At 63.8% G+C, this 26,941-nt stretch carries 27 protein-coding genes; 10 read left to right on the forward strand and 17 right to left on the reverse strand.

Features of this window, described 5'->3' with window-relative positions; genetic code table 11:
- The 3 genes from NK8_RS18675 to NK8_RS18685 are packed head-to-tail and all read right to left on the reverse strand — an operon-like array spanning position 1 to position 3,501.
- Positions 1-867 (reverse strand): ABC transporter permease, encoded by an 867-nt coding sequence (locus NK8_RS18675; RefSeq protein ID WP_213230418.1) that lies wholly within the window; start codon positions 865-867, stop codon positions 1-3.
- Between the two features lie 35 nt (positions 868-902).
- Positions 903-1,823 carry an oligopeptide ABC transporter permease OppB gene (gene oppB / locus NK8_RS18680; protein WP_213228854.1) on the reverse strand — a complete coding sequence of 307 codons (921 nt, stop codon included), beginning with the start codon at positions 1,821-1,823 and terminating at the stop codon, positions 903-905.
- 40 nt (positions 1,824-1,863) lie between these two features.
- Positions 1,864-3,501, reverse strand: a complete 1,638-nt coding sequence (locus tag NK8_RS18685) for a peptide ABC transporter substrate-binding protein (RefSeq protein WP_213228856.1) — start codon at positions 3,499-3,501, stop codon at positions 1,864-1,866.
- 443 nt (positions 3,502-3,944) lie between these two features.
- Here NK8_RS18685 and NK8_RS18690 point away from each other — a divergent pair, with 443 nt between their 5' ends.
- From NK8_RS18690 to NK8_RS18705, 4 genes are all read left to right on the forward strand, one after another.
- A complete protein-coding gene (locus NK8_RS18690) occupies positions 3,945-4,874 on the forward strand; it encodes a LysR substrate-binding domain-containing protein (protein WP_162067568.1) in 930 nt (309 codons plus the stop codon).
- A 72-nt stretch (positions 4,875-4,946) separates the two neighbouring features.
- Positions 4,947-5,708, forward strand: coding sequence for an SDR family NAD(P)-dependent oxidoreductase (locus NK8_RS18695; RefSeq protein ID WP_213228858.1), 762 nt, complete (start codon positions 4,947-4,949; stop codon positions 5,706-5,708).
- Between the two features lie 73 nt (positions 5,709-5,781).
- Positions 5,782-7,515: a gamma-glutamyltransferase gene (ggt, locus tag NK8_RS18700; protein WP_162067570.1), complete on the forward strand. Its 1,734-nt coding sequence runs from the start codon at positions 5,782-5,784 to the stop codon at positions 7,513-7,515.
- Positions 7,516-7,848: 333 nt separating this feature from the next.
- Positions 7,849-9,255, forward strand: a complete 1,407-nt coding sequence (locus tag NK8_RS18705; protein WP_162067571.1) for an NCS2 family permease — start codon at positions 7,849-7,851, stop codon at positions 9,253-9,255.
- Positions 9,256-9,327: 72 nt separating this feature from the next.
- On the opposite strand, the gene NK8_RS18710 is transcribed toward NK8_RS18705, so the two are convergent.
- The 7 genes from NK8_RS18710 to NK8_RS18740 all read right to left on the reverse strand — a co-directional run bounded on the left by NK8_RS18710 (position 9,328) and on the right by NK8_RS18740 (position 14,197).
- Positions 9,328-9,765 (reverse strand): SRPBCC family protein, encoded by a 438-nt coding sequence (locus NK8_RS18710; protein WP_213228860.1) that lies wholly within the window; start codon positions 9,763-9,765, stop codon positions 9,328-9,330.
- On the reverse strand, positions 9,758-10,081 hold the full coding sequence (locus NK8_RS18715; protein ID WP_061174978.1) for a helix-turn-helix transcriptional regulator: 324 nt from the start codon (positions 10,079-10,081) through the stop codon (positions 9,758-9,760). Before NK8_RS18715 ends, NK8_RS18710 begins: the two co-directional genes overlap by 8 nt.
- 142 nt (positions 10,082-10,223) lie before the next feature.
- Positions 10,224-10,373: a hypothetical protein gene (locus NK8_RS18720; RefSeq protein WP_162067573.1), complete on the reverse strand. Its 150-nt coding sequence runs from the start codon at positions 10,371-10,373 to the stop codon at positions 10,224-10,226.
- Between the two features lie 96 nt (positions 10,374-10,469).
- The gene (locus tag NK8_RS18725) at positions 10,470-10,949 is read right to left on the reverse strand and encodes an RbsD/FucU family protein (protein WP_213228862.1); all 480 of its coding nucleotides are present in this window, start codon (positions 10,947-10,949) and stop codon (positions 10,470-10,472) included.
- Between the two features lie 48 nt (positions 10,950-10,997).
- Complete coding sequence (locus NK8_RS18730; protein ID WP_213228864.1) at positions 10,998-12,122, reverse strand: succinylglutamate desuccinylase/aspartoacylase family protein; 1,125 nt, start codon at positions 12,120-12,122, stop codon at positions 10,998-11,000.
- Positions 12,123-12,198: 76 nt separating this feature from the next.
- Positions 12,199-12,987 (reverse strand): ABC transporter substrate-binding protein, encoded by a 789-nt coding sequence (locus tag NK8_RS18735; protein ID WP_213228866.1) that lies wholly within the window; start codon positions 12,985-12,987, stop codon positions 12,199-12,201.
- Positions 12,988-13,102: 115 nt separating this feature from the next.
- Entirely contained in the window at positions 13,103-14,197 is a 1,095-nt protein-coding gene (locus NK8_RS18740) for a calcium:proton antiporter (RefSeq protein WP_213228868.1), read from the reverse strand.
- Between the two features lie 276 nt (positions 14,198-14,473).
- Here NK8_RS18740 and NK8_RS18745 point away from each other — a divergent pair, with 276 nt between their 5' ends.
- Complete coding sequence (locus NK8_RS18745; protein ID WP_213228870.1) at positions 14,474-15,448, forward strand: diguanylate cyclase; 975 nt, start codon at positions 14,474-14,476, stop codon at positions 15,446-15,448.
- A gap of 6 nt (positions 15,449-15,454) precedes the next feature.
- Here the strand turns inward: NK8_RS18745 and NK8_RS18750 are convergent, their stop codons facing one another.
- From NK8_RS18750 to NK8_RS18760, 3 genes are read right to left on the reverse strand one after another with little or no spacing between them, the layout of a single operon-like run.
- The gene (locus NK8_RS18750; RefSeq protein ID WP_213228872.1) at positions 15,455-16,771 is read right to left on the reverse strand and encodes an MFS transporter; all 1,317 of its coding nucleotides are present in this window, start codon (positions 16,769-16,771) and stop codon (positions 15,455-15,457) included.
- Between the two features lie 41 nt (positions 16,772-16,812).
- Positions 16,813-17,556 (reverse strand): SDR family NAD(P)-dependent oxidoreductase, encoded by a 744-nt coding sequence (locus NK8_RS18755; protein WP_213228874.1) that lies wholly within the window; start codon positions 17,554-17,556, stop codon positions 16,813-16,815.
- Positions 17,553-18,398: a fumarylacetoacetate hydrolase family protein gene (locus tag NK8_RS18760; protein WP_213228876.1), complete on the reverse strand. Its 846-nt coding sequence runs from the start codon at positions 18,396-18,398 to the stop codon at positions 17,553-17,555. Before NK8_RS18760 ends, NK8_RS18755 begins: the two co-directional genes overlap by 4 nt.
- A gap of 134 nt (positions 18,399-18,532) precedes the next feature.
- Here NK8_RS18760 and NK8_RS18765 point away from each other — a divergent pair, with 134 nt between their 5' ends.
- Positions 18,533-19,456 carry a LysR family transcriptional regulator gene (locus NK8_RS18765; RefSeq protein ID WP_213228878.1) on the forward strand — a complete coding sequence of 308 codons (924 nt, stop codon included), beginning with the start codon at positions 18,533-18,535 and terminating at the stop codon, positions 19,454-19,456.
- Positions 19,457-19,477: 21 nt separating this feature from the next.
- On the opposite strand, the gene NK8_RS18770 is transcribed toward NK8_RS18765, so the two are convergent.
- Positions 19,478-19,909 (reverse strand): OsmC family protein, encoded by a 432-nt coding sequence (locus NK8_RS18770; RefSeq protein ID WP_008353150.1) that lies wholly within the window; start codon positions 19,907-19,909, stop codon positions 19,478-19,480.
- 388 nt (positions 19,910-20,297) lie between these two features.
- Here NK8_RS18770 and NK8_RS18775 point away from each other — a divergent pair, with 388 nt between their 5' ends.
- The 4 genes from NK8_RS18775 to NK8_RS18790 all read left to right on the forward strand — a co-directional run bounded on the left by NK8_RS18775 (position 20,298) and on the right by NK8_RS18790 (position 23,569).
- Positions 20,298-21,065 carry a hypothetical protein gene (locus NK8_RS18775; RefSeq protein WP_213228880.1) on the forward strand — a complete coding sequence of 256 codons (768 nt, stop codon included), beginning with the start codon at positions 20,298-20,300 and terminating at the stop codon, positions 21,063-21,065.
- Positions 21,062-21,445 (forward strand): hypothetical protein, encoded by a 384-nt coding sequence (locus NK8_RS18780; protein WP_213228882.1) that lies wholly within the window; start codon positions 21,062-21,064, stop codon positions 21,443-21,445. Before NK8_RS18775 ends, NK8_RS18780 begins: the two co-directional genes overlap by 4 nt.
- A gap of 1 nt (position 21,446) precedes the next feature.
- A complete protein-coding gene (locus NK8_RS18785; RefSeq protein ID WP_213228884.1) occupies positions 21,447-22,787 on the forward strand; it encodes an FAD-binding oxidoreductase in 1,341 nt (446 codons plus the stop codon).
- Positions 22,788-22,915: 128 nt separating this feature from the next.
- Positions 22,916-23,569 carry a DsbA family protein gene (locus tag NK8_RS18790; protein WP_162067586.1) on the forward strand — a complete coding sequence of 218 codons (654 nt, stop codon included), beginning with the start codon at positions 22,916-22,918 and terminating at the stop codon, positions 23,567-23,569.
- A gap of 10 nt (positions 23,570-23,579) precedes the next feature.
- Here NK8_RS18790 and NK8_RS18795 read toward each other — a convergent pair whose 3' ends face one another.
- The 3 genes from NK8_RS18795 to NK8_RS18805 all read right to left on the reverse strand — a co-directional run bounded on the left by NK8_RS18795 (position 23,580) and on the right by NK8_RS18805 (position 26,738).
- Positions 23,580-24,482 (reverse strand): flagellar brake protein, encoded by a 903-nt coding sequence (locus NK8_RS18795; protein ID WP_213228886.1) that lies wholly within the window; start codon positions 24,480-24,482, stop codon positions 23,580-23,582.
- A gap of 163 nt (positions 24,483-24,645) precedes the next feature.
- A complete protein-coding gene (gene waaC / locus NK8_RS18800) occupies positions 24,646-25,641 on the reverse strand; it encodes a lipopolysaccharide heptosyltransferase I (protein ID WP_213228888.1) in 996 nt (331 codons plus the stop codon).
- 221 nt (positions 25,642-25,862) lie between these two features.
- Positions 25,863-26,738 carry a neutral zinc metallopeptidase gene (locus NK8_RS18805; RefSeq protein ID WP_162067589.1) on the reverse strand — a complete coding sequence of 292 codons (876 nt, stop codon included), beginning with the start codon at positions 26,736-26,738 and terminating at the stop codon, positions 25,863-25,865.
- Positions 26,739-26,941: the final 203 nt, after the last annotated feature.

A 26,941-nucleotide genomic window follows, 5' to 3' on the forward strand; every position in this document is an offset into this window, starting at 1 on the left:
TCACCTGTCCTTCGGATCGAGCGCGTCGCGCAGCCCGTCGCCGACAAAGTTGATGCAGTAAAGCGTGATGGACAACAACGCCGCCGGGAACAGCAGAATCCACGGCGCGGATTCCATCACGCCGACGCCGTCCTGGATCAGCACGCCCCAGCTCGTCATCGGTTCCTGCACGCCGAGACCGAGAAACGACAGCACCGATTCCGTGAGAATGACGCCGGGCACGGTCACGGTCGTGTAGATCGCGACGATGCCGAGCAGATTCGGCACCACGTGCCGCGCGATGATGCGCCGCGTCGGCACGCCGATCGCGCGCGCCGCCTCGACGTACTCCTTCGAGCGGATCGAGAGCGTCTGGCCGCGCACGACGCGCGCCATGTCCATCCACGAGAAGATCGTGATGGTGATCACGACGAGATAGAACTCGCGGCCGAGCAGCGTCACCATCAGGATCGCGATGAGCAGATACGGAATGGCGTACATCATGTCGACGACGCGCATCATCGCGTTATCGACGCGCCCGCCGACGAAGCCCGCGATCGCGCCCCACACGATGCCGAGCGTGACCGACGTGAGCGTGGCGAGCGCGCCGATCATCAGCGACACGCGTCCGCCGACGAGGCAGCGCACGAGCAGATCGCGGCCGGTGTCGTCGGTGCCGAACAGATGCCAGTTCGCGAGCGTGGGCGGCGTGCCGGTCGCGTTCCAGTCGGTGGAATCGAACGCGTTCGGCAGGAGCCACGGCCCGATGATGCACGCGAGCGTGATCAGCACGAGCAAGGCGAGGCTCACGACCGCGGCCTTGTTGCGCAGGAAACGCGCGCGCGCGTCCTGCCACGGACTGCGGCCCGCGACCGCCTTTTCGAGCATGGGTGCAAGAGAAGCAGATTTCATCGCGCACCCTCTCAGTAGCGGATTTTCGGATCGAGCCATGCGTAAGCAAGGTCGACCAGCAGATTGAGCAGCACGGCGACCACCGTCACCAGCACGACGAGGCCGAGCACGAGCGTGTAATCGCGATTGGCCGCGCCGTTCACGATCAGCTTGCCGATGCCCGGCAGCGAGAACACCGATTCCGTGACGACCGCCGCCGTGATCGACGAGATCGCGAGCGGCCCGATCACCGAGACGACCGGAATCAGCGTCGGCTTGAGCGCGTGGCGCAGCACGATGGTGTGCATCGGCAAGCCCTTTGCCCGCGCGGTGCGGATGTAGTTCGTGTTCAGCACCTCGATCAGGCTCGCGCGCGTCACGCGTCCCACGGTCGCGACGTTGATCATCGCGAGCAGCGCGATGGGCAGCGCCATGTAGCGCAACTGGAAGTCGTTCCAGCCGCCCGCCGGCAGCCACTTCAGCAGGATCGCGAAGACGAGGATCAGCACCGGCCCGAGCACGAACGACGGAAACGCATTGCCCGCGTTGCTGACGAGCATGAGCGCGTAGTCCGCGATGCTGTTGCGGCGCAGGGCCGCCGCGCAGCCGAGCGCGACGCCGGTCACGATGGCGAGCAGCATCGACACGCCGCCGATCGTGAGCGACACCGGCAGCGCGCGCAGCACGAGGTCGTTCACGCTCCAGTCGGCATAACGGAACGACGCGCCGAGGTCGCCGTGCAGAAGGCCGTCGAGATAGAGCAGATACTGCTTCCACAGCGGCTCGTCGAGGTGATACTTCGCCCGCAGGTTCGCGAGCACTTCCGCGGACACCTTGCGCTCGCCGTCGAACGGACCGCCCGGCGTCGCGTGCAACAGCAGGTAGCAGATCGTCACGACGATCAGGAGTGTCGGCAGCGTGAGCAGCACGCGCCGCAACGTGTAGGACCACATGAGCGTTCCCCTTCGCTAATGTCAGTGAAACCGATGAATGTCAGTGCTTGACGATGTAGAGATCCTTGCTGCCGTAGTGATCCATCGGGTTCTTGAGCGAATAGCCGCCGACATAGCTCTTCACCAGACGCGGCAAGCCGTATTGCAGCAGCGGCAGCATCGGATAGTCGTCCATCACGATCTTGGCCGCCTGGGTCTGCAGCTGCGTGCGCTTGGCGAGATCCGCCGTTCCGGCCGCTTCCTTGATGAGCGCGTCGGCCTTCGGGCTGCAGTTGAAGTTGTCGTTCTGCTCCGACTTGCATTGCACGAGCGTGAGGAAGGTCGTCGCGTCGTTGTAGTCGGCCACCCAGCCGTTGCGCGCGATCTGGTAGTCGCCGCTATGACGCTTCTTGAGCAGCACCTTGAATTCCATCGACTCGATGTCCATCGTGAGGCCGAGCTTCGTCTTCCATTCCGATGCGACGAAAATCGCCATCTTCTTGTTGTAGTCGCTCGTGTTGGTCGCGAAATGCAGCTGCGTGCCCGGCTTCACGCCCGCCTGTTCCAGCAGCTTCTTCGCTTCTTCGACGCGCTTTGCCATCGGCCAGGCCGACCATTCGTAGTTCGATACGTCCGCGCCGCTCACGCCCTTCGGAAGCAGCCCGTACAGCGGCGTCTGGCCGTCGGCGGTCACGCGCTGCGCGAGCAGATCGCGGTCGATGACCATCGAAAGCGCCTTGCGCACGCGCACATCCTTCAGCAGCGGATCGCGATTGTTGAAGCTGTAATAGCGCGTGCCGAGAATCAGCGAGTTGCGGATGTCCTTCGGGAATTGCTGGCTGTACTTCGCGTACGTGCCTGTGGGCAACTGATACGTCATGTCGTTTTCGCCGGACTGGAACAGCTTGACGTCGGTGTTTTCGTCCTCGACCGGCAGATAAGTGACCTGCGTCAACTGAACGTTCGTCTTGTCCCAGTAGTTCGCGTTCTTCGTCAGCACGAGCTTGCTGTTGACCTGCCAGTCCTTGAGTTGAAACGCGCCGTTGCTGACGAGATTGCCCGGCTTCGTCCAGTCCTTGCCGAATTTTTCTACCGTCGCGCGATGAATCGGCCCGAAATTCGGATTCGACATCAGTTCGGGCAGGAACGGCACGAGGCCGTCAGTTTTGACTTCGATCGTGTTCGCGTCGATGGCGCGCATGCCGAGCGCGCTCGCCGGCTTTTTGCCCGCGACGATATCCGCGCCGTTTTGCAGGAACGGACCAAACACGCTCGCATACGACGACGCCGTTTTCGGGTCGACGAAGCGCTGGCTGCCGTAGACGAAATCGTTTGCGGTGACGGCGTCGCCATTGGACCAGCGGGCGCTCTTGCGCAAGTGGAAGATCCAGGTCGTCGAGTCCTTCTGTTCCCACTTTTCCGCGACACCCGGCACTACTTTTCCGTCCGAATCGGTGGCGGTCAGGCTCTCGAACAGATCACGCGCGACGTTGGCCGCCACTACGGTTTCGACCAGCGCAGGATCGAGCGTCTCGACCTCGGAGCCGTTGTTGCGCACGAGTTCCTGCTTCGCGGCGAGCGTGACGCCGGACGGCACGATGGCGGCCGACGCGTGCAATGCGGACAGGGACAGCAGCGCCGCCGCCGCGGCGAATTTCGTGCGCTGGATCGATGCTTGGGAAATGGCAAAAACCGTCATGGGGATCCTCCTTCTTAGTCTCGTTTATCGCTTGTGCTTTTCGTTGTCCTTGCGGACGTTCGCGGCCTTCGCGCATCGAATGTTTATCGCATTCAGGATAAACAAGCCGCGCTCGAACTTAGCAAAGCTAACGAAAAGCTTTCTGATTGCTGTCGGTGCGCTACGCTCACGCACACTGGCGACGCGCGTCGGACGCGGGATTTCTTACGTCGACGCTTTCATTCGCGCTTCAGGCTGGCGGCGAGTATTTCGCATCAATAAGACGGATGCCACTCACATGTGCTTATAGACACTAAATTTTTCGAATACTCGTTCAATTTGTTGGTTAAACGCACTTCGAAGCTTTTGGCCCGCACACAGGGATGCGGCAGCAAGTGCTTGTTTCCTATAAGATTGCGTCGCATTTTTTGACTTTTCTCAGCCGCTCACGAGCCGTCCGCAAGATGATCCGTTTTCGCCAGATCGAGGCTTTTCGCAGCCTCATCATGACCGGCACCAGTGTCGGCGCAGCAAAAAAACTCCATGTGACCCAACCCGCGATCAGCCGTCTGATCGCCGATCTCGAAGCCGATCTCGGCTTCAGCCTGTTTTCGCGCATCGGCGGCCGCCTGAATCCGACGACCGCCGGGCTGCGCTTCTACAAGTCCGTCGAGGAAAACTTCCTCGGGCTGGAACGTCTGAAGCAGGTCGCCGACATGATCCGCGAGGAAGCCTCCGATGGCCTCACCGTCGCATGCATGCCCGTGCTCGCGACGACGCTCCTGCCGCCCGTGCTCGCCGATTTCACCGAGCGGCATCCCGGCGTGCCGATCAAGGTCGATTCGGTGAAGGTGCCCGAAGTGCTCGTGAACCTGCAGAACCACAAGGCCGATGTCGCGTTGAGCCTCGCGTTCCCGGCGGTCGCGGGCATCGAGGTGGAGACGCTGCTCAAGGCGCCCGCCTCGTGCGCGATGCCTGCCACGCACAAGCTCGCGAAAAAGAAAATCGTGCGCCCGGCCGACTTGCGCGGCGAAAAGCTCATCGGCTGGCTGCCCAACTCGCGCCAGCCCTACGATGCCGAGCAATCGCTGATTTCATCGACGGAAGACCGCCCGCGCTACACCGTCTTCACCGACACGGCCCACACGCGCTACGCGATGGTCGCGGGCGGGCTCGGCATCTCGATCGTCGAGCCGTTCGCGGCGAAGGTCTGGCGCCCGCACGGCGTGGTCGTGCGGCCATTCGAGACCGACATCGAATATGAATACGTGCTGTCGTATCCGAGCAGCGGTATCCGTTCGGATCTGGTCGCGGCGTTCCGGGATTCGGTGAAGCGCATCGTGGAGCACTATTCGTTCGATGCGCCGGAAGAGGTTCTGCTCGCCGCCGAGTGACGCGCCGAACACGCTTTCGCGCTTCGTTTCATACTCTTGCTTGTTGCCAATTCCCATCCACACGGAGCATTCATGCACGATCTGAAAGGCAAGTCGATCCTCATCACGGGCGCGAGCACCGGCATCGGCGCGGCGGCGGCGCGCGCGTTCGCGCAGTACGGCGCGAATGTCGCGGTGCACTACAACAGCTCGAAAGACAAGGCCGAAGAAGTCGCGAAGGACGTGCGCGCGCTCGGCGTCACGGCGATCACGGTCGGCGCGGACGTGCGCGATTCGAAGGCGATCGACGCCGCCGTCGCGCAGGTCGTCGACAGCTTCGGCAAGATCGACGTGCTCATCAACAACGCGGGCAGCCTCGTGAAGCGCGAGCCGATCGCCTCCGTCAGCGACGAACTCTTCGACGAGATCATGCACATCAACGCGCGCTCGGTCGTCGCGTTCACGCGCGCGGCGCTGCCGTCGCTGCGCTCGGGCGGCGGCGGTTCGATCATCAACGTGACGTCTGTTGCGGCGCGCAACGGCGGCGGCCCGGGCGCGCTGCTCTACGCGGCCTCGAAGGGCTTCGTCAGCACGATCACCAAAGGCATGGCGAAGGAACTGATGCCCGATCGCATCCGCGTGAACGCCGTCGCGCCCGGCGTGATCCAGACGCCGTTTCAGGAGCGCTTCACCACGCCGGAACAACTGGAGTCGTTCCGCAAGTCGATTCCGATGGGCTTCATCGGCGAGCCCGACGATTGCAGCGGCGCGTTCCTCTATCTCGCGTCCGAAGCGATGTCGCGCTATGTGACCGGACAGATAATCGACGTGAACGGCGGCCAACTGATGCCGTGATCCTCGCGCGGCGTGCCGCGTGGTATATAAGCGTCTGGTCTTTCGTCGCAGATAACACAGGAGAACGCAGGAGATGTCCGTCAACCAGAAACCGCGCTTCCGCTCCCTCGCGCTCGGCGCCTTCGTCGCGTCCGCGCTCATGACGGCGGGATTCGTCGAGACCGCGCCGGCCTACGCGAAAACCGCCGACAGCCAGCCGCAGGTCCTCACCGCGTCGGCCGTTGCGGTGGCCGACAAATACGCCGCCGATACCGCCGAGCAGATCTTCAAGCTCGGCGGCAATGCGGTCGATGCGGCCGTCGCGATCGCCTTCACGCTCGCCGTCACCTATCCGGAAGCGGGCAATATCGGCGGCGGCGGCTTCATGACGCTCTACGTCGATCATCGTCCGTACTTTCTGGACTACCGCGAGCGCGCGCCGCTCGCCGCCACGCGCAACATGTATCTCGACGACAAGGGCGAGGTCATCAAAGGCATGAGCCTGTTCGGGCATCGCGCGGTGGGCGTGCCCGGCACCGTCGACGGCATGTGGGAAGCGCAGAAGCGCTTCGGCAAGCTCAAGTGGAAACAGGTGCTCGCACCCGCGATCAAGTACGCGCAGGACGGTTTCGTCGTCGACGATCAACTGGTCAAGCGCCGCGACGACGCGTCGAAGGATTTCGCCGGCAAGACCAACTTCGATCTGTATTTCGGCGGCATGAAGGCGGGCGAAGTCTTCAAGCAGCCCGATCTCGCGAAGACGCTGCAACGCATCTCCGACAAGGGGTCCAAAGGCTTCTACGAAGGCGAGACCGCCGAGCTGATCGCGAAGTCGATGGAAGGCCACGGCCTCATCACCAAGCGCGACCTGAAGGACTACAAGGCCGTGTGGCGTCAGCCGATCACCGCGAGCTGGAACGGCTATCGCGTGATCACCGCGCCGCCGCCGAGCTCGGGCGGCATCGGCCTCGTGCAGTTGCTGAAGATGAAGGCCGATCTCAAGGACAAGTTCCAGAACGTGCCGCTCGATTCCGCGCAGTACATTCACCTCGTCGCGGAAATCGAGAAGCGCGTGTTCGCGGATCGCGCTCAGTATCTCGGCGATCCCGATTTCTACAAGGTGCCGGTCGCGCAGCTCACCAATGACGACTACATCCTGAAGCGCGCGCAGGAAGTCAATCCGGACGAGCCTTCGGACACCAAGAGCGTGCAGCCGGGACTCGGCACGTCGATGCCCGAGAAGGCGGAAACGACGCATTACTCCGTCGTCGACAAATGGGGCAACGCGGTCTCGAATACGTACACGATCAACGGCTACTTCGGCGCGGGCGTGGTCGCGGAAGGCACCGGCGTCGTGCTCAACGACGAGATGGACGACTTCGCGTCGAAGCCGGGCGTGCCGAACATGTTCGGCGTCGTCGGCAGCGATGCGAACTCCATCGCGCCGAAGAAGCGTCCGCTTTCATCGATGACGCCGACCATCCTCACGAAGGACGACAAGGTCGCGATGGTGATCGGCACGCCGGGCGGATCGCGTATCTTCACGTCGATCTTCCAGGTCATCACGAACGTGTACGACTTCGAGATGCCGCTCGCCGACGCCGTGGGCGCAACGCGCTTCCACCATCAACTGCTGCCGCCGAACACGATCTATCAGGAGCCGTATCATCAACTCGACCCCGAGGTCGTGAAGCAGCTCGAAGCGAAGGGCTACAAGTTCACGATGCAGGGTTTCAACGGCGACATTCAGGCGATCCGCATCGACGGCGACAAGCCCGAACCGATGTCCGACCCGCGCGGACGCGGCGTGTCGCGCGTGATTCAATGATGCGGCGCACAACGCCAATCGCGTAAAATAACGCCGCTGGCCGGCCTAGGCGTTTGCCCTAGTCCGGCCTTGTTCCGGTCTCGCGAGAGCCCCGCCCCACGCGGGATTCGCCCCATATAAGCCCCTCGGCATGACCGGCATGTTTTTCATGGGATTGGACCCCGCGTTCTGTTCCCCTAGTCTCTGTCCTGACCGAGTGCAGCCGCTAACGCCCGTCACTCGGCACCATCCAGAACTACATACGAGACGACCCTGACGACGGACCCGCAGTGCCCGACGTGCTGATGCGCGGCGCACGGAGTTTCGTTTCAGCGTGCTGATAAAGGAGCAGTCATGTTGGAATCCTCCGCCCAGCAGCTTGGCGATATCGACATCACCCCCACAGAACGAGAGGACAGTGTTCCGTCCGGAAACGGCGGCTTTCTCGATCGCTACTTCGGCATTTCCAAAACCGGCAGCACCCAGAAGGTTGAAGTCGTCGCGGGCGTCACGACGTTCCTCGCGATGGTCTATTCCGTCTTCGTCGTGCCGGGCATGCTCGGCAAGGCTGGCTTCGACACCAGCGCGGTGTTCGTCGCCGTATGCCTCACGACCGCATTCGGCTCGCTGCTGATGGGCGTCTGGGCGCGTCTGCCGATCGCCATCGGCTGCGCTATTTCGCTGACCGCCTTCACGGCGTTCGGGCTCGTGCTCGGCAAGGGCCTCACGCCCGCCATCGCGCTCGGCGCGGTGTTCCTGATGGGCGTCGTGTTCACGGCGATTTCCGTCACCGGCGTGCGCTCGTGGATCCTGCGCAATCTGCCGACCGGCGTCGCGCACGGCACGGGCATCGGCATCGGGCTGTTCCTGCTGCTGATCGCGTCGAACGATGTCGGCCTGATCATCAAGAATCCCGCGCCCGGCATGCCGGTGTCGCTCGGACATATCACGGCCTTTCCGGTGCTGATGTCGGTGCTCGGCCTCGCGGCGATCTTCGGTCTGGAGCGCCGGCGCGTGCCGGGCGGCATCCTGCTGGTGGTGATCGGCCTGTCGGTGATCGGCCTGATGTTCGATCCGTCGGTGCGCTATCACGGCGTGTTCGCGTGGCCCGCGCTGTCGGCGCCGGGTCATGCGTCGCTGATCGGCGCGATGGACATCAAGGGCGCGCTCTCGATGGCCGTATTGCCGAGCGTGCTCGCCCTGGTGATGACCGCCGTGTTCGACGCGACCGGCACGATCCGCGCCGTGGCCGGCCAGGCAGGCCAGATCGACAAGAACGGGCGCATCGTCAACGGCGGCCGCGCGTTGACCGCCGATTCGCTCAGCTCGATCTTCTCGGCCTGCTTCGGCGGCGCGCCGGCGGCGGCTTACATCGAATCGTCGGTGGGCGTGGCGGCGGGTGCGAAGACGGGTCTGGCGGCGACGGTCGTCGGCGTGCTGTTCCTCGCGGTGATGTTCCTCTCGCCGCTCGCAGCACTCGTGCCGTCCTACGCGACCGCTCCGGCGCTGATGTACGTCGGCCTGCTGATGCTCGGCAACGTCAGCAAGCTGCACTTCGACGACACCGTCGACACCATGTCCGGCCTTGTCTGCGCGGTGTATATCGTGCTGTCGGCGAACATCGTGACGGGCATCATGCTCGGCTTCACCACGCTCGTGATCGGCCGGATCGTCGCGGGTGAATGGCGCAAGCTGAATGTCGGCACGGTGGCGATCGCGGTCGTGCTGGCGGTGTTCTATCTCGGCGGCTGGGCGATCTGACCGGCGGCTGCATCGGCTGAAACGCAAACGGCGCGCTGCCCGAAAGGACAGCGCGCCGTTTTCATTGCGCGGCTACTTCGTCGTCAGCGCGACGGCGCCCGTCTCCAGCAACGACTTGAGATTCGACAGAATCTTCGGCCAGCCGCCCGACACGGCCTCGATGAACGGTTTGCTCTCGCTCACATGCGTGACGGTGAGTTTCACCGCTTCGCCCTGCTGCTCCAGTTCGTAGGTGCAGCGCGAATATCCCGCGTCTTTCAGATCCTCGCGAAATTCGTTGCGCCACTTCAGCACGAGGCGCCGGCCCGGCTCGGCTTCCAGCACCTCGCCGGCATCCGCGACGCGTCCGTCGGAAAACAGCATCTTCCATGACGAGCCGGCCTTCCAGTCGGATTCCTGGTGCATGCCGAACCAGTATTTCCGAACGAATTCCGGTGTCGTCAACGCTTCCCACAGCTTCCCGGGCGTCGTGCGGATGTAAGTGACATACACGAACGTGTCGCTACTCATGATCGTCTCCTTCAAGCGTGCGTTTCAGGTCGGACAAAGCGTCCAGGCGCGGACGCTCGAACTTGCTGATCCAGCGTTGCGCGATCTCGTGGATCGGCACCGGATTGAGGAAATGACGTTTCTCGCGCCCGTGGCGCTGTGTCGACACGAGATTCGCGGCCTCGAGTATCGCGAGATGCTTCGACACGGCCTGGCGCGTCATGCGAAGGCCGTCGCACAGATCGCCGAGCGTCTGGCCATTCTCCGCGTGCAGCCGGTCGAGCAATTGCCTGCGGCTCGCGTCCGCAAGCGCGCGAAAAACCGAATCGTCATCCATGAACGCATTATGCAACCATATGGTTGCATGTCAAGCGGCTTCGAACGTCGAAACTGGCAGCGCACAAACGACAACGCCCCGGAAGCCTTTCGCTTCCGGGGCGTTGCTGGATGCCCTTGACCGGGTTTGCGTCGCGCGCTGCTTACTTGCGGCGATACGATTCGACGAGAATCTCGCAGTTCTGCAGATGCAGTTGCAGCGCACGGTTCCACTCACGACGCACCGCAGCCTTCGAAGCGCGCAGCCAGGAACCGAACGAAACGAGCAAGGATTGTTGAGTGGTGGTTTTCATGTGCGTCTCTCAGGGTAAGTAGCTAGGGGATAACCCTGACTATACGCCTTTCACGCTGCATTGCAACAAATTCTCAAAAAAGCAACAGGGTATTCCCTAGGCATCTGGTCGATTTTGCCGCGGCGCGTCCGGCGCCAGTTGCACGCCTTTCTTGAAGATGAAGCAGCCGTATCCGCGCGTCTCGCCGGTCGCAATCACGCAATACGCCTGCTTCGCGCGCTCATAGAACGCGAAACGCTCGATCGACGCGAATGGCACCACACGCCCTTCGGCGGCATCGACTTCGCGTTGAGCTTCGCGCTGCACGACAGGCAGCGCGGCGGCATCGCCGACGACTTCCATGCGCTCAGCGGGATGATCGACGAACGTATCCAGCGGCAGCACCGACAGCACTGCCCGCACCGCGCGCGGCGCATCGACGCCGTCCACGCGCAGCACACGGCCGAGCACCGTCTGGCGCGCGACGGAATCGGCGGGAAAGTTGGCGTCGCAGATCACGACTTCGTCGCCGTGGCCCATCGCGCAGAGGGCGTGCAGGATGTCGGCGTTGAGCAGCGGATCGATGTTCTTCAGCATGTTTTCTTGTTCTCCATGACGTGAAACCGGCCGAACCTATGGTAACCGCTAGGGCACAAGCAGATCGCCCGTGCGCGCCGCGTCGCGGCCCGCGATGCGCGCGACCAGCATTCCGGCCGTCGCGAAGCGGGTCCAGTGGCGCGCGTACAGCACGCCTTCGGTCTGCGCGACGAGCGGCACGAGCCGGTCGTCGAGCGGATCGAGCACTTCCGCGATGATGTCGCCCGCGCGCACCGTCTCGCCGATTTCCCGCCGATGCAGAATCACGCCCGATATCGGCGCATGCACGTACTCGCATCCGGCGAGCGGCGTCGCGGGATGACGCAGCGGCGGCGGCTCCGGCGCCTCGCCCGCGATCATGCCGATATGCGTCAGATAGGCGACGATCGCCTGCGCGTCGCGCGCCGCCATATCGTGCGACACGTCGCGCACACCGCGCAGTTCGAGCGTGACGGGCATCGTGCCCATCGGAATCGGAAAACGGTCGTTGAACGCGCCTCGCAGATAGCGCCACGCCGACGCGCACGCCTCGTCGAACGGCTCGCCGCCGGACACATCCGCGAGCAATTGCGCCTCGCAGCCGAGATGGCGCGCGAGCGGCTCGATCGCGGGCCACGCGTCGGGCGTCGTATAGAGATGCGCGACGGCTTCCCAGTCGCAATGCAGGTCGATGACGAGATCGGCATCGCAGGCGAGCTTCATCAGTTCGATGCGTTGCGATTCGAGCTCGGAGGCCGCCTGCAGCGCCGACAGATGTCCGCGCAGCGCGGCGCGAACGAGCCGCGCATTGTGCGCGGCGTCGCCCGTCAGGCGATGCTTCAGATCGAGCGCCAGTGCGGGCCCGAACTCGGGAAAGCGCCGGTTGAAATCCTGACCCGAGCGCAGTTCGAAGCGGCCCATCTGCGCGCCGAACCAGTGTTGATTCAGCCCCGCAGGATTCGCGACCGGCACGAGCACGACGCGCGCGGTCAGCCGCCCCGCCGCTTCCAGCTCGGCGAAGCGCCGCTTCAGATACCACGCGACGACCATGCCCGGCAATTCGTCCGCGTGCAGCGACGCCTGGATATACACCTTGCGCGATGCATCGCCGTCTTGCGGACCGAAACCGTAACTCGTGATCGCGCGCTGAGTGCCGAGCGCCGCACCGACGAGCCGATGATGATGAACCTGCATCTTCGAAAATCTCTCATCGAAAAGAAAAGGCATCGCGCGCGATGCCTTTCCGGTCGAATGCGTCGGAAAAAAACGCTTACTGGATCGAGATGTCCGTCTCGAAGTACTTCGCCATGATGCGCTTGAACGTGCCGTTCTTCCTGATCTCGGCAAACGCGCTGTTCAGGCCGTTCTTCAGATCGGCGTCGCCCTTGCGCAGGCCGATGGCCGTGCCCGGACCGATGATCGCGCGATCCTCCACGATCGGACCGACGAGCGCGAACGGCTTGCCCTGCGGCTTCTTCAGAAAGCCGATCGCGGCCTGCGCGGCGTCGGTGAACATCGCGTCGATGCGGCCCGCGACGAGAGCGGCCTCGACCTGTTCCTGATCGCCGTAAGGCACGACCGTCACGCCTTGCGGCTCCCACTTCACTTTCGCGTAACGCTCCTGCACCGTGCCCTGCTCCACGCCGACGCGCTCGCCCTTCAACGCTTGCGGCGTCGGCAGGATGCCGGAGCCTGCGCGCGCGACGAGCTGGGCGTGGGTATCGTAGAGCGGATCGGTGAAATCGATCTGCTTCAGGCGCTCTTCGGTGATGCCCATGTCGGACAGCACGGCGTCGAACTTGCGCGCCTTCAGGCCGGGAATCATGCCGTCGAAATTGTTTTCGACCCACACGCACTTGACCTTCATCTGCGCGCACAGGGCATTGCCGAGATCGATGTCGAAGCCGGCGAGCTTGCCATCGGACTGCTTGGATTCGAACGGAGGATAGGACGGATCGACGGCAAAACGGATTTGCGTGATCTCTTTGGCTTGCGCGGAAAACGAAACAGCGGTGAGCGCAGCCAGCAACGCCAGCGACGCGGACTTCTTGAATGACATGCTTTTCCTTCGTGACTTTCGATGAGACGGCGAAACGTCGCGCGACCTGGAGCGAAGCGTCGCGCGAAAAACCGGGAATGGTAACAAAACCACACGGTTCGCCGCACGACGCCGATCAAGGCACGACCGAAAGAAACAGGAAAGCCGCAAAAATCACGAGATGCACGACGCCTTGCAGCACCGTCGAGCGCCCGGTGCCGAGCGTGATGACGGACACGAGCAGCGTGAGCGCCAGCATGACGATTTCCTTGGGTGCGAGCCCGAGCGAAATCGGCTGGCCGATGACGATCGACACGACCGCGACCGTCGGAATCGTCAGGCCGATGCTCGCGAGCGCCGAGCCGAGCGCGAGATTCAGGCTCGTCTGCAGGCGGTTCAGGCGCGCCGCGCGCACGGCGGCCAAGCCTTCCGGCAGCAGCACCAGCGCGGCGATCACGACGCCGACCACGGCCTCGGGCGCGCCCGCCGCCGCGACACCCGCCTCGACCGCCGGCGACAGGAGCTTGGCGAGCCCGACCACCGCGACGAGAGACAACATCAGGAAGCCGAGCGCGAGCCATGCGTCGCCGTTGCTTGGCGGCGGCGCGTGCGGCGCCTCTTCTTCGTCCAGAGCGCCCGCCACGACCGGCGGCGTAAAGGGCAGAAAATAATCGCGATGGCGGATCGTCTGCACGAACACGAAGGTCACGTACAGCACGAGCGAGATCACGCCGACGAAGATCAGCTGCGACGTAGACAGCGCGGGACCCACGACCGTGCTCGTGAAATTCGGCAACACGAGCGTGAGCACGGAAAGCGCGCAGAGCATCGCGAGCGCGGCGCTCGCGCCTTGCAGCTGAAAGTCCTGAACGTGATGCCGCAAGCCGCCGATGAGCAGACACAAGCCGACGATCGCGCCGCTGCAGATCATGATCGCGGCAAAAACGGTGTCACGCGGCAGGCCCGCTTTCTCAGGGCCGCCGGAGAGCATCACCGAGACGATCAGCGCGACCTCGATCACCGTGACCGCGATCGCCAGCACCAGCGTGCCGAACGGCTCGCCGACGCGATGCGCGACCACTTCGGCATGATGCACGGCCGCGAACACGGCGAACGCGAGCGCCACGGCCGCGAGCACGATCAGCGCGGTGCTGTGGATCAGCGCGGTCGCGCCGAGCACGGCGAGCGCGAGAATCGGGGTAACGAGGGTCCAGTCCAGCTTGAATTTCATCGGCGCTCCGGGCGGATCGGGTGAAGGGGATCGTCGGCTCATGCGAGGTGGCCGCAGGTCTGCAAAGCGCGCCGAATGCGTCGGACCCGCTCGAGCGCCGGGCGTGCGAAGAGATTGCCGTGACAAACGGCCGCAAACGGCCGCAATAAGGCCGCAGCCCATCGGCATGATAGCGAAAACGCGGCCCGCCGCGCGTTCGAACGTCAGCGGATGAATCTATCGCGTAATTGTCGGAGAATAGCGCTTTCGATGGTCAAGCCCAGGAACCGGAGACACATGCTCGTCGCACCGATACCCGTCAACGAACCCGCCCGCCTCGCCACGCTGCGTACGCTCAGAATCCTCGACACTCCGCCGGAAGAGCGCTTCGACCGCCTGACGCGCCTCGCGCGCCGCCTGTTCGATGTACCGATCGCGCTCGTGAGCCTCATCGACGAAAACCGGCAGTGGTTCAAGTCGTGCGCGGGTCTCGACGCACAGGAGACATCGCGCGATATCTCCTTTTGCGGACACGCGATCCTGCACGACGACGTCTTCATGATCCCCGATGCCCGCGCCGACGTGCGCTTTCACGACAATCCGCTCGTAACAGGCGGTCCGGGCATCCGTTTCTATGCGGGCCAGCCGCTTTCGGTGCCCAACGGCATGCGGCTCGGCACGCTGTGCCTGATCGACACGCGTCCGCGCGAACTCGACACGGAGCAATGCGGATTGCTGCGCGACCTCGCGCATATCGTCGAACAGGAGATCACGGCGATCGAACTCGCGACCGTCGACGAACTGACGCTGATCGCCAACCGGCGCGGTTTCGAGGCGCTCGCGCAGCACGCGCTGAATGTCTGCAAGCGCATGGGCCGCGACGCGTCGCTGCTGTTTTTCGATCTCGACGATTTCAAGCGCATCAACGACACCTACGGCCATGCCGAAGGCGACCGCGCGCTGACGATCTTCGCGACCGCGTTGCGCGAGTCGCTGCGTGAAAGCGATGTGATCGGGCGGCTGGGCGGCGACGAGTTCGTCGCGCTCCTGACCGACGCCGGCGACGACGACGCGCGCCACGCGCTCGAGCGCCTGCGCGATGCGCTGGCGGCGCGCGACGCGGCATCGTCGCCTGGCTATCGGATTCGCTTCAGCGTCGGTCAGACGCGCTTCGAAGCGCAGCGGCACGCGTCGGTCATCGACCTGCTCGCGTCGAGCGACAGCAAAATGTACGCGCACAAGGCCGCCCGCAAGAACGGCCAGGCGCGCTGAAGACCGTCATTCGCTGCCGCTCTCGCGGAAGTAGAGACGGCGCGGCAGGCCCCAGACGATCAGCATCGCGCCGAGCAGGCACGCGAACGCGATCGCGTAGAGACCGGGCGTCGCGCTGCCGGTCATCGTCTTCACCTTGCCGACCATGTACGGGCTGATGATGCCGCCGAACTGCCCGACCGAATTGATCAGCGCGATGCCGCTCGCCGCCGCGATGCCGGTGAGAAAGCGCGTCGGCAGAATCCAGAACAGCCCGAGCGACGTGATGATGCCGGTCGCCGCGATCGTGAGGCCGATCACGAGCATCACCGTGTTGCCGGGGAAGAAGCCGCACAGCACATAACCGACCGTGCCCGCGAGCGCGCACGCGCCGAGATGCCAGCGCCGCTCGCCGGTTCGGTCCGAATGCCTGCCGATCAGGATCATGCCGATGCCCGCGACCGCGTACGGCAACATCGAGATCAGGCCGATCATGAACGGGTCGCTGGTGCCGGCGGTCTTCACGAGCTGCGGCATCCAGAAGACGAGACCGTAGATGCCCATCGCGAGGAAGAGATAGATGAGCGCCATCACGAGCGTCACGGGCTCGCTGAACGCGGCCCTCAGCGAATGCACTTCGCCGACTTTCGGATCGCTCGCGAGTTGCGCTTTCAGCGCGCGCTTTTCGCCGGCGTCGAGCCATTTCGCGTGATCGACTTCGTCATCGACGAACGCGAGCACGACGAAGCCGAGCACCACCGACGGAATGCCTTCGAGCAGAAAGAGCCATTGCCAGCCGGGCATGCCGTTCAGGCCGTCGCAGAACTTCATGATCGCGCCCGAGAGCGGACTGCCGATGATCCCGCACAGCGCGATCGACGCCATGAAGAACGAGTTGATGCGTCCGCGCCGCGACGACGGAAACCACTTCGTGAAGAAGTACAGCGCGCCCGGCACGAAGCCCGCTTCGAGCGCGCCGATCAGAAAACGCAGCACGTAGAACCATGTATCGGTACGCACGAACATCATGCACGCCGACGCGATGCCCCACGTGATCATGATCCGCGCGATCCAGCGCTTCGCCCCGACGCGATGCAAGACGATATTGCTCGGCACCTCGAACAGAAAATAGCCGACGAAGAACACGCTCGCGCCGAAGCCGTACATCGCGTCGGAGAAACCGAGTTCGCTTTGCATCTGCAGCTTCGCGAAACTGATGTTGATGCGGTCGAGATACGAGAACACGAAGCACGCGACGAACAGCGGCACGAAGCGCCAGAACACCTTGCGGTAAATCTGGGCGTCGTCGTGCTCAATCTCGCGCGGGGCGGCGATGGAATCCACGGTGGTTGTCTCCTGTAATTGTTATTGCGATGCCGCGTTGATCAGTACGTCGCGCGTCCTCCGGAAAGATCGAACACCGCGCCCGTCGTGAACGAGTTCTCGGCGGACGCCAGGAACGCGACCATCGCCGCGATCTCCTTCACGTCGACGAAGCGCCCGCGCGGAATCTTCGACAGCATGTAGTCGATGTGTTCCTGCTTGATCTGCTCGAAGATTTTGGTGCGCGCGGCAGCGGGCGTCACGGCGTTCACCGCGATGTCGAGCCCCGCCGTTTCCTTGCCGAGGCTCTTGGTGAGCGCGATCACGCCCGCCTTCGCCGCGCTATAGGCCGATGCGTTCGGATTGCCTTCCTTGCCCGCGATCGACGCGATGTTGACGATACGCCCGTAGCCGCGCGCGATCATCGTCCGGACGATCGCCTGATTGACGTGGAACGCGGCGTTCAGATCGACGTCGATCACGCGCGACCATTCTTGCGGCGCGTACTCGGCGACCGTCGCGTTGGCGCCCGCGATGCCCGCGCTGTGCACGAGGACGTCGATTTGCCCGAAGCGCTCCAGCGTGCGCGACGTGGCTTGAATGACCGCATCGCGATCCGTCAGATCGACGAGCACGGTTTGCACGTCGCCCAGACGCGCGCGCGCCTCGGACAACGCGCCTTCATCGCGATCCCACAGCGCGACGCGCGCGCCGCCTTCGAGCAGACGCTCCGCCACCGCGTAGCCGATGCCCTGCGCGCCGCCCGTCACCACGGCTGCGCGATTCGTGAAGTCGTATTGGTTCATGCGTTCACCGTGCGTTGTCGTTGTTCACCCAGCCCTTCGATGCCGAGGCGCATTGTCTGTCCCGCGCGCAGATAGACGGCTTCGGGTTTCTGTCCCATGCCGACGCCCGGCGGCGTGCCCGTCGAGATGACGTCGCCCGGTTGCAGGCTCATGAAGCGCGAAAGATACGCGACGATTTCGCCGACCTTGAAGATCATCGTGCTGGTGTTGCCGTCCTGATAGCGCTTGCCGTCGACTTCGAGCCAGAGCGGCAGCCGGTGCGGATCGGGCACTTCGTCGGCGGTGACGAGCCACGGACCGATCGGGCCGAAGGTGTCGCAGCCCTTGCCCTTGTCCCAGGTGCCGCCGCGCTCGATCTGATACTCGCGCTCGGACACGTCGTTGATCACGCAGTAACCGGCGACATGACTCAGCGCATCGGCTTCGTCGATATACGCGCCGCCTTTACCGATCACGACGCCCAGTTCCACTTCCCAGTCGGTCTTTTTCGAGCCGCGCGGAATGCGAACGTCGTCGTTCGGGCCGACGACCGCCGACAGCCATTTGTTGAACACGACCGGCTCGGACGGCACCGGCAGATTCGATTCCGCCGCGTGATCCGCATAGTTCAGGCCGATGCAGATGAACTTGCCGATGCGCCCCACGCACGGCCCGATGCGCTCGCCCGCAGGCACGGCCGGCAGCGTCGACGGATCGAGTCTCGCGAGACGCGCGAGCGATTCGGGCAGCAGCGCGTCGCCGGCGATATCGCCGATCACGCCGGACAGGTCGCGGATCGCGCCGGTTGAATCGAGAAGGCCGGGCTTTTCCTGGCCGGGCGCGCCGTATCGCAGCAGCTTCATGAGTCGGGGTTTCCTTGAACAGGTTGAACGGAAGCCCACAATGTAGAGAAGCCGTCCGCCCTTGGATAATGAAAGCTGCTGCCTTGGCGATAACTTTCCGTTATCTTCTCGTCATCCCCTAGCCGCTTCGATCCATGCTGCCGAATGCCGATTCCATCGCCGCGCGCCTGCGGCTCAAGCAACTGCGCCTTCTGATCGCGCTCGACGATCACGGCTCGCTGCATCGCGCCGCCGATGAAATGGCGCTCACGCAGCCCGGCGCGACCAAGGCGCTGCGCGAGGTCGAAGCGACGCTCGGCGCGACGCTCTTCACGCGCTCCGCGCAAGGCATCCAGCCGAACGAACTCGGGCGCTGCGTGATCCGTTACGCGCGGCTGATCCACATGGACGTCGCGCACTTGCGCGAGGAAATGGCGGGAATACTGCAAGGCACGGGCGGGCGGCTCGCGATCGGCGCGATCACCGGCGCGGTGTCAGGCGTGCTCGTCGATGCGCTCGCGCGTCTGCGCGAGCGGCAACCTCTGCTTACCGTCGAAGTGGTCGAGGACACGAGCGCGCGATTGCTCGCGCTGCTCGATCAGGGGCGGCTCGATGTCGCCATCTGCCGCGCGAGCGTCGCGCGTCAGCCGGACCATTATCACTATGTCGAATTGCGCGACGAACCGCTCGCGATCGTCGCGGGCGTCGCGCACGCGCTCGTCGATGCGCCGCGCGTCGAACTGGCCGAACTCGCATCGAGCCGATGGATCGTTTATCCGGCCATCATGCCGATCCGCAATCTCTATGAGCGCGAATTCAGGGAAGCGGGCTTGCCGCTACCGCTTCATCCGATCGAAACGGCCTCGACCATCACGACCGTCCTGCTGCTGCAACGCGATCCGACACTCGTCGCGATGATGCCGCTCGATATGGCGATGTTCCTCGAAACCCACGGGCTTGCGAAGCGGCTCGCCATTGCGGTACGCTCGCGCACGGAACCGTACGGCCTCGTGACGCGAAAAGGCGCGACGCTGCCGGCGCCCGCGCGGTTGATCATCGAAGAACTCACGCGCGGGTGATCGGCCCGTCCGCTTGGCCGCTTACGACACGAGTTCGGCGTTCAGCGTGATCTTCGCATTGCCTGCGAACAGCTTCGATACCGGGCAGCCTTCCTTGGCGGCCTGCGCGGCCTTGTCGAATGCGGCTTTATCGGCGCCGGGAATCTTCGCCTTCAGATCGAGCTGGCAGGCGGTGATCGTGAAGCCGTCGCCGTCCTTGTCCAGCGTGACCGTCGATTTGGTTTCGAGGCTCTCGGCCTTCATGCCCGCCAGTTCGAGTTGCAGCGACAGCGCCATCGTGAAGCAGCCCGCATGCGCCGCGCCGATCAGTTCTTCCGGATTCGTGCCCGGACCTTCCTCGAAGCGCGATTTGAAGCCATACGGCGCTTCGTTGAGCACGCCGGTCTGTGTCGAGATGAATCCCTTGCCGTCCTTGATGCCGCCGCTCCATTTTGCCGATGCTGTCTTTTGCACGAGAGTTCTCCAGAAGATGAAGTGGAACTGCGTTGACCTGCAGGTGATAACCAGCCGCACGCGCCGTGCCCGCTCCGGCGTCTATCGATAGCCCGCGCGGTTGCCGCAAGCGCATCGATCTGCATCGTAGCGGAACGCGCGAGCGGGCGCACAAAGCTGGCCAACCGGCTTATGCCGTTCGGACGATGCTCGCCGGTGTGCCTTGCGCGGCGGGCGTTTGCGACGGGTGTTCGCAATTCCGCTGCCGGGAGGCAATTTCATTCGTATGGTCAAAAACGAGCGATTCACTTAGCATGCCTTGACCCGCCGTTTTGACCCATGCGCGATAAGGCTCGCGTCGGTCACGCATCCGATACGGCATCGCTTTTCGCATCTCCCGGCAACTGGCATGAACGCAATACCGCAACCGAAAACGCATCAGATCGTCGATCGCATCAACGCGCTGCAAGGCGCTTCGGCTCGCTTCATCGACACATCGCAGGTCACCCCGCTCTCGCGCGAATGGCGCGCGATCAAACACGACATCGATCAGTTGATGCGCGTGGACGCGTGCGCCGCGTGGGAGTTGACGGGATCATGGCGCGCGCTCGCGGGCGATGTCGAGGGCGCGGAGGCCGCGTTCAGAAACAGCGTGGCGCTCGGTGAGACGGATGTGAATCGCGAGAACTGGATGATCACGCGGTTGAATCTTGGGTTGTTTTCGGCGGCGCAGGCGTTGTATCGCGAGTTTGGCGTGACGCGAAATCGGGATATGGGAATCATCGCGCGGTATGGGTTTCTGGCTGGCGCGATCGGGCGTACGGCGGAGGTGATTGAAGACGGGCGGGTAATGGGCGTCGAATGGGACGATGCGTGGGCGCAGGACGTCATTCAGGCGCGCGCGATCATGAATGAGATAGCCGTCACCGACGACGAGATCGCCCAGCGCCTCGATTGCGCCGGAAATGTATTGCGACGCCTTCGATTGAGGCCCGTGGTCAGGCCTAAAGTCTTATACATGCAGGGCGTTTGCCGCATCGTCTCTTACAAGCTGGTCGTCCCGGTTTCGTTCCAGCGCGCGCTGGAGATCGATCACGAAGCGATGCTCGAGCAGGACAAGCTCGCGTACTTCAACACCGCAGCGTTCAGCGTCAACATCACGGGAACAAGCGTATGAGCAGCACTGCGCGAGAACTCGTCGAATGCGCGGAGGAACTGATGCGCAACGCGACCGATGAACCACAGTTTCGTGCTGTCTGTAGCCGCGCATATTACGGCGCGTACCACGCGGCCTACGCATTCCATCGGCGACTGCGTGCCCCCGGAACCGTGCGTCAGGCGCGAGGCCGTCACGAACAACTCATCGAACAATTGTGCAATCCAATGATCAGTCTGAGCGATGAACATTACGCGCTCTCGAAAGCAATTGGAGGGACATTGAGGACGCTCCGCGAAGCGCGTGTCACAGCGGACTATCACCTGAGCGAACACATCGATCAGGCACTCGCAGCGCAATCAGCAAAACTCGCCACAACCATACTAAAGAGCACCACATAACATGGGCCCACCCACCGAACGCATCCCCGAAGACCGCACCCTTCCCGATCACGCCGATGTCGTCATCATCGGCGGCGGGGTCATCGGCATCAGCACCGCGCGTGCGCTGGCAGAGAAAGGGTTGTCGGTCGCCGTGTGCGAAAAAGGAACTATCGCGGGCGAGCAGTCGAGCCGCAACTGGGGCTGGTGCCGTGCGACGCATCGCGACTTGCGCGAACTCGAACTGAGCCTCGAAAGCCTCAAGCTCTGGCGTCGCATCGATGCCGAACTCGGCATCGACACAGGCTATCGCGAATGCGGCATCCTCTACGCCGCCGACGACCCGAACGCCCTCGCCGATCACGAAGCCTGGCTCGCGCGCGCCGTCGCGCTCGTGGGCCGCGACGCGCTCGATTCGCGCATCGTCTCGCCGGATGAAACCGCTGCGTTGATGTCGGGCACCTCGCGGCGCTTCGCGGGCGGCATCTACACGCCGAGCGACGGCCGCGCGGAGCCGCAGCGCGCCGTGCCCGTCATGGCCGCCGCGCTGCGCGAACGCGGCGTGAAAGTGCTGACGCCCTGCGCGGTGCGCGGCATCGAGACGAGCGGCGGCACGATCAGCGGTGTCGTCACGGAATATGGGCGCATCCGCTGCGCGAGCGTGGTCGTCGCGGGCGGCGCGTGGACGCGATATTTCGCTGGGAGCCTCGGCGTCGATGTGCCGCAGCTCATGGTGCGTTCGTCGGTCATGCGCACGGCCCCGCTGGAAAACGGACCGGAAGTGAGCGCGTGCAATCAGGAGATGGGCTACCGCAAACGTCTCGACGGCGGCTATACCATCGCCAACGCGTTTCACAGCCATCACGACATCACACCGGACAGTTTCCGTCTGTTCGCGAAATTCCTGCCCGCGCTGAAGAATCAGATCGGTTCGATCAAACTCGGCCTGAACGCGCGCTTCTTCGAAGAAATGCGGCGGCCGCGCCGCTGGCCGCTGGATCGACCCACGCTTTTCGAAACCGCGCGCACGCTCGATCCCGAGCCCGTCGAGTCGTTCAATCAGAGCGCGGTCACGGAGTTCCGCAAGCTTTTCCCGGCGCTTGCCGGTCTGCGCATCGAACAGGCGTGGGCCGGCTACATCGACGTGACGCCCGATGCCGTGCCGGTCATCTCCAGCGTCGACCGGAAACCCGGGCTGTTCATCGCGACGGGCTTTTCCGGCCACGGCTTCGGCATCGGGCCGGCCGCGGGCAGGCTGATGGCGGATCTCGTCGCGAACGACGCGCCGCTCGTCGATCCACGCGCCTTTCGCCTGTCGCGCTTCTTCGACGGCAGCAGGATCGAGATCGACGGCGGCTTCTGACGCGACCCGGACGCGCACGCCGACGGTCGGCTCGCGCTAACATACCGGTTTTGCGTCCGTCGCCGCTGCGCGACGTTCGCCTGGTTCAGTCAAACGGCGCACATGCGCCGTTCGCTTTTGAGGCTCACATGGCATCCACGCCTGTTCTGTTTATCGACGTCTGGTCGGACTTCGTGTGTCCGTTCTGCTATCTGGAAACGCCCGTGCTCGATCAATTCCGCAACGCATACGGCGATGCGATCGAAATCCGCTGGCATGCATTCGAGCTGCGTCCCGAGCCTACGCCGCTTGCCGATCCCAACAGCGACAAGATCGTCGAATCCTGGGAAAACTCGGTCCGCCCGCTCGCGGAAGAGCGCGGCGTAACGATGCGTATGCCGCCTGTCACGCCGCGCAGCCGCAAGGCCTTCGAAACAGCGATGTTCGCGCGTGAATCCGGACGCTTCGACCTCGTGCATCGCGCGATCTTCAAGGCGTATTTCGAGGAAGGCATCGATATTGGCGACACTGACGCACTGCTCGATATCGCGGCGACCTGCGGCATCGATCCCGAAATGCTCGAAGAAGCGCTCGACGACGGCACCTACACCGATCTCGTGATCGAAGACGAAGAGTTTGCGAAGAAGCTGGGCGTGGCCGGCGTGCCGTTCGCGGTGCTGTCGCGCGAAGGGGCGCCCGGTCAGGAAGCGCCGCCGCCGATCGCCTTGCGCGGCGCAGCGCCGGTCCAGCATTTCGAAGCGGCGGTCGAGCGGCTCTTTCCGGATGGATTTCCGGGAAACTGAGCCCGCGGGCCTAGCTGTGCTCGGCCATGAACGACTTCAGCGCGATTCGTTGCGACGGCTCGATCGATTCGAATTCGAGTCCGTACGCCGCACTGCCGTCGGCGGGATCGAGCGTCCCGACATGACGCACGATCGCGATGGTGTCGATCTTCACATCGACGCCATCGGTCTTGAACTGAAACGAGAGTTGCAGGCGGTCGCCCACGCGCGCGGCCGGATTCGCGACCGTCAGCGACATGCCGTACGGGCTGATATCGCTCACGCGACTCAACTGACGTGCACTTTCCGGCGCGCCTTCGGCGGCGAAATGCGCCGCGAGGCGCGTCGGCATGCGCGCGAATTTGCGCGTGCGCAGTCTGCGGATCGCACCCGGCGCCGATAGCACCGCGTAATTGAACGGCTCGCGACAGGTTGCATCCACCGTGCAGGCGAAGCGGAACACGCCGCGCCCCGTCAGCGCGACGAGGTCGACCTGCTCGCCGAGCGTCAGATCGAGCGGATCGAATCCGGTCATCAGCGGCTGTGTCACGAACAGGGATCGCTCGCCGTTGCGACGCGGCGTCGAAAAACCGATCACCCGGCTCGCGTACATGGCCGACCCCGTACCGCCCGTACCGCGCAAGCCGACCCGTGCGCCGATGGTCAGACCGATATCCTCCAGCGTCAACTGACCGTCCTTGAGCGCGTCTTCGTCGGGCACGCTCTGCGCCGGCTCCTGAATCGCGCGATGCGGCTCGAAGTGCCGGAACATGAATTCGCGCGACGCGCCATCCGGCACGACGGTGCCCGCCCCGAACAGCAACGCGCCATCGGCGGCGACGATCGCGAATTCGAGCGCGGTGTCCAACGGAATCTCGGATGGTTCGAGGCGAACCAGAGACTGGCGCGCGTCTACGACGGTTTCTTCGGTCATCTTATCGGACGATTCTTAAGTGTTTTTTGCAATCGTCGTGCTTGCCGAGCTTGCCGTCAAGTGTCATGCGGCAAGTTTTACGTTAGCGCACCGATATTTTCGCTCGCCGCATGGACTTCCTACCGCCGAACCGTGACGGGCAGGTTTATGCGCATAAAATTTTTTATGAGATAACGCGTTCGCCGAATTGCAAAGGCGCGCCCGTCACGCTTTCGATGGCGGCCAGCACCTGCGGCACATTGGGCGGTGCGCCCTCCTCGCCGACCGAAACCGAGCGCCCCGGTTCGTTTATGCCGAAATGCTCGCGCGACGTCGCCGCGAACAGCATGACGGTACGGCGCTGCAGCGCATGCGCGAGATGCACGAGACCGGTATCCGTGCCGACGACCAGTTCCGACGTCTGAATCCAGTGCGCGCATTCCACGACAGAAAGCTTCGGCAGCACGGTCGCGCCCGGCACGAGCGCGGCGATGGCCTGCGCCTCGCCCTGCTCGCGTTCCGTGCCCCACGGCAGCGCGATCGAATAACCGCGCGCGGTGAGCCATCGGCCGACCTCGGCCCAGTGTTCCTTCGGCCACTTCTTGACGTCGGCCGATGTCGCGTGGAACAGCATCGCGATGCGCGTATCGCGTGGAATCTCGAGATCGCGCGTGACTGCCGGAAGGCGAATGTTGTAGTCAGGCGTGTCGTCGAATCGATAACCGAGCGCATCGGCGACACTCACTCGCATGCCGCGCCACGCATCTGTGAGCGGACGCGGACCGAAGCGCGCGTTGTACGCGAAGGCCGCGCCGCGCTCGCCGAGATCCTGATTCAGATAGCCGTAACGCCGCCGCCCACGCGCGATGAACGCGATGATCGCGCTCTTGTAGACACCGTGAATATCGACGATCACGTCGTATTTTTCCGCGCGAAGCTCGCCGATCGACGCACCGATTTCCTTCAGGTCATTCCAGCTACGCGCCTTCTTGAACTTGCGCAGCGGCGCGCTCAGCACGCGATCGACGCCCGGATTCCAGCGGATGATATCGGCGAAGGCAGCGTCGGCGGCCCAGTCGACCTTGGCGGACGGAAACGCGCGCCGCAAATCCGCAACGACCGGCAGCGTCTCGACGATATCGCCGAGCGACGTGACTTTGACGACCAGAATTCGCTTCATGAAAAGGTAGGAGAGTGTTCCGGTGCGTGTGCCGATCCGGCGGTCCGTCACATCACAAGGCGCGGCTGGCCGCGCCCCGGAAAAACTAGCGATTCTAAAGAATTTGAGACGAACGCACTGTCAGCGTTTGTAAGCATCGACGGCGCGCAACTGTGTTTCGTCGATTCAGAATAGCCCATTTCGGGATGAGCGGAACGTCCCCGAACATGCCGTCGCCGTCATTACAATGCGCGGGCCGAGAACGTATCGCACTGGCTGAGATCGCCCGTCGACATGCCGCGCCGCAGCCAGCGCTGACGCTGCGCGCTCGTGCCGTGCGTGAACGCCTCGGGCACGACACGTCCTTGCGATTGCTGTTGCAGGCGGTCATCGCCGATCGCCGCCGCCGCGTTCAAGCCCTGCTCGAAATCGCCCGGCTCGATCAGCTTCGCGTTCTCGCGCTGCGCGACCGCCGCCCACACGCCCGCGAAGCAGTCCGCCTGCAATTCCACGCGCACGGAGAGCGCGTTCGCCTGCTCGCGCGTCATCCGTGCGCGCGCCTGGTCGGCCTTGTCCATGATGCCGAGCACGTTCTGCACGTGATGCCCGACTTCATGCGCGATCACATAAGCCTGCGCGAAGTCGCCACTCGCGCCGAAACGATCGCGCAATTCGCGATAGAACGAGAGGTCGATATAGACCTTGCGGTCTCCGGGACAATAGAACGGTCCCATCGCCGCCTGTCCCATGCCGCAAGCGGTCTGCGTGCCGCCCGAAAAGAGCACGAGCTTCGGCGCCGGATAGTCCTGATTGAACTGCGCGCGGAAGATGTGCTGCCAGGTGCGCTCGGTATTGCCGAGCACGCGGCGCACGAACACCGAGCCGGCATCGTTGGCGGGCGGCGCATTGCTTGGCGCGGCCTGTTGCTGCGGCGCGTTGCCTTGCAACACCTGCGCGCCGTTGATGATCGTCATCGGATTGATGCCGAAGAAATACGATGCCGCGAGCGCCACGATGATCGTGCCGATACCGATCGATCCGCCGCCGACCCGAAACCCGCCGCCTCCGCCGCGCCGGTCTTCGACGTTCCGACTTTCCGCTTCGTCATCGAGGCGCATGATGGTTCTCCTTGCTGCCCACGCGGTGCGCGTGTTCAAAAGCCATTATGGTACCCGCGCAAACCGCACGTCTCGTGCCGGCGCATCGTAAAAGTTCTTCCGGCGTGCGCGCTCTGGTTTCGATCAGTGCGGTCGATTGTCGCGAAAACCGCTGCGCGCTCTTGCCGCATCGCACCATCCGCTCATCTCGAAATCACCAAAAA

Source organism: Caballeronia sp. NK8, assembly GCF_018408855.1.
GTDB lineage: Bacteria > Pseudomonadota > Gammaproteobacteria > Burkholderiales > Burkholderiaceae > Caballeronia.

Excerpts from the sequence above, each read along its gene's own strand:
- NK8_RS18745 (WP_213228870.1), top strand. The coding sequence starts at position 14,474 with ATGCTCGTCGCACCGATACCCGTCAACGAACCCGCCCGCCTCGCCACG.
- NK8_RS18760 (WP_213228876.1), bottom strand. The coding sequence starts at position 18,398 with ATGAAGCTGCTGCGATACGGCGCGCCCGGCCAGGAAAAGCCCGGCCTT.
- oppB (WP_213228854.1), bottom strand. The coding sequence starts at position 1,823 with ATGTGGTCCTACACGTTGCGGCGCGTGCTGCTCACGCTGCCGACACTC.
- NK8_RS18710 (WP_213228860.1), bottom strand. The coding sequence starts at position 9,765 with ATGAGTAGCGACACGTTCGTGTATGTCACTTACATCCGCACGACGCCC.
- NK8_RS18755 (WP_213228874.1), bottom strand. The coding sequence starts at position 17,556 with ATGAACCAATACGACTTCACGAATCGCGCAGCCGTGGTGACGGGCGGC.
- NK8_RS18715 (WP_061174978.1), bottom strand. The coding sequence starts at position 10,081 with ATGGATGACGATTCGGTTTTTCGCGCGCTTGCGGACGCGAGCCGCAGG.
- NK8_RS18695 (WP_213228858.1), top strand. The coding sequence starts at position 4,947 with ATGCACGATCTGAAAGGCAAGTCGATCCTCATCACGGGCGCGAGCACC.
- NK8_RS18725 (WP_213228862.1), bottom strand. The coding sequence starts at position 10,949 with ATGCTGAAGAACATCGATCCGCTGCTCAACGCCGACATCCTGCACGCC.
- waaC (WP_213228888.1), bottom strand. The coding sequence starts at position 25,641 with ATGAAGCGAATTCTGGTCGTCAAAGTCACGTCGCTCGGCGATATCGTC.
- NK8_RS18775 (WP_213228880.1), top strand. The coding sequence starts at position 20,298 with ATGAACGCAATACCGCAACCGAAAACGCATCAGATCGTCGATCGCATC.
- NK8_RS18785 (WP_213228884.1), top strand. The coding sequence starts at position 21,447 with ATGGGCCCACCCACCGAACGCATCCCCGAAGACCGCACCCTTCCCGAT.
- NK8_RS18735 (WP_213228866.1), bottom strand. The coding sequence starts at position 12,987 with ATGTCATTCAAGAAGTCCGCGTCGCTGGCGTTGCTGGCTGCGCTCACC.
- NK8_RS18765 (WP_213228878.1), top strand. The coding sequence starts at position 18,533 with ATGCTGCCGAATGCCGATTCCATCGCCGCGCGCCTGCGGCTCAAGCAA.
- NK8_RS18795 (WP_213228886.1), bottom strand. The coding sequence starts at position 24,482 with ATGACCGAAGAAACCGTCGTAGACGCGCGCCAGTCTCTGGTTCGCCTC.
- NK8_RS18685 (WP_213228856.1), bottom strand. The coding sequence starts at position 3,501 with ATGACGGTTTTTGCCATTTCCCAAGCATCGATCCAGCGCACGAAATTC.
- NK8_RS18690 (WP_162067568.1), top strand. The coding sequence starts at position 3,945 with ATGATCCGTTTTCGCCAGATCGAGGCTTTTCGCAGCCTCATCATGACC.
- NK8_RS18720 (WP_162067573.1), bottom strand. The coding sequence starts at position 10,373 with ATGAAAACCACCACTCAACAATCCTTGCTCGTTTCGTTCGGTTCCTGG.
- NK8_RS18740 (WP_213228868.1), bottom strand. The coding sequence starts at position 14,197 with ATGAAATTCAAGCTGGACTGGACCCTCGTTACCCCGATTCTCGCGCTC.
- NK8_RS18790 (WP_162067586.1), top strand. The coding sequence starts at position 22,916 with ATGGCATCCACGCCTGTTCTGTTTATCGACGTCTGGTCGGACTTCGTG.
- NK8_RS18705 (WP_162067571.1), top strand. The coding sequence starts at position 7,849 with ATGTTGGAATCCTCCGCCCAGCAGCTTGGCGATATCGACATCACCCCC.
- NK8_RS18780 (WP_213228882.1), top strand. The coding sequence starts at position 21,062 with ATGAGCAGCACTGCGCGAGAACTCGTCGAATGCGCGGAGGAACTGATG.
- NK8_RS18675 (WP_213230418.1), bottom strand. The coding sequence starts at position 867 with ATGCTCGAAAAGGCGGTCGCGGGCCGCAGTCCGTGGCAGGACGCGCGC.
- NK8_RS18730 (WP_213228864.1), bottom strand. The coding sequence starts at position 12,122 with ATGCAGGTTCATCATCATCGGCTCGTCGGTGCGGCGCTCGGCACTCAG.
- NK8_RS18805 (WP_162067589.1), bottom strand. The coding sequence starts at position 26,738 with ATGCGCCTCGATGACGAAGCGGAAAGTCGGAACGTCGAAGACCGGCGC.
- ggt (WP_162067570.1), top strand. The coding sequence starts at position 5,782 with ATGTCCGTCAACCAGAAACCGCGCTTCCGCTCCCTCGCGCTCGGCGCC.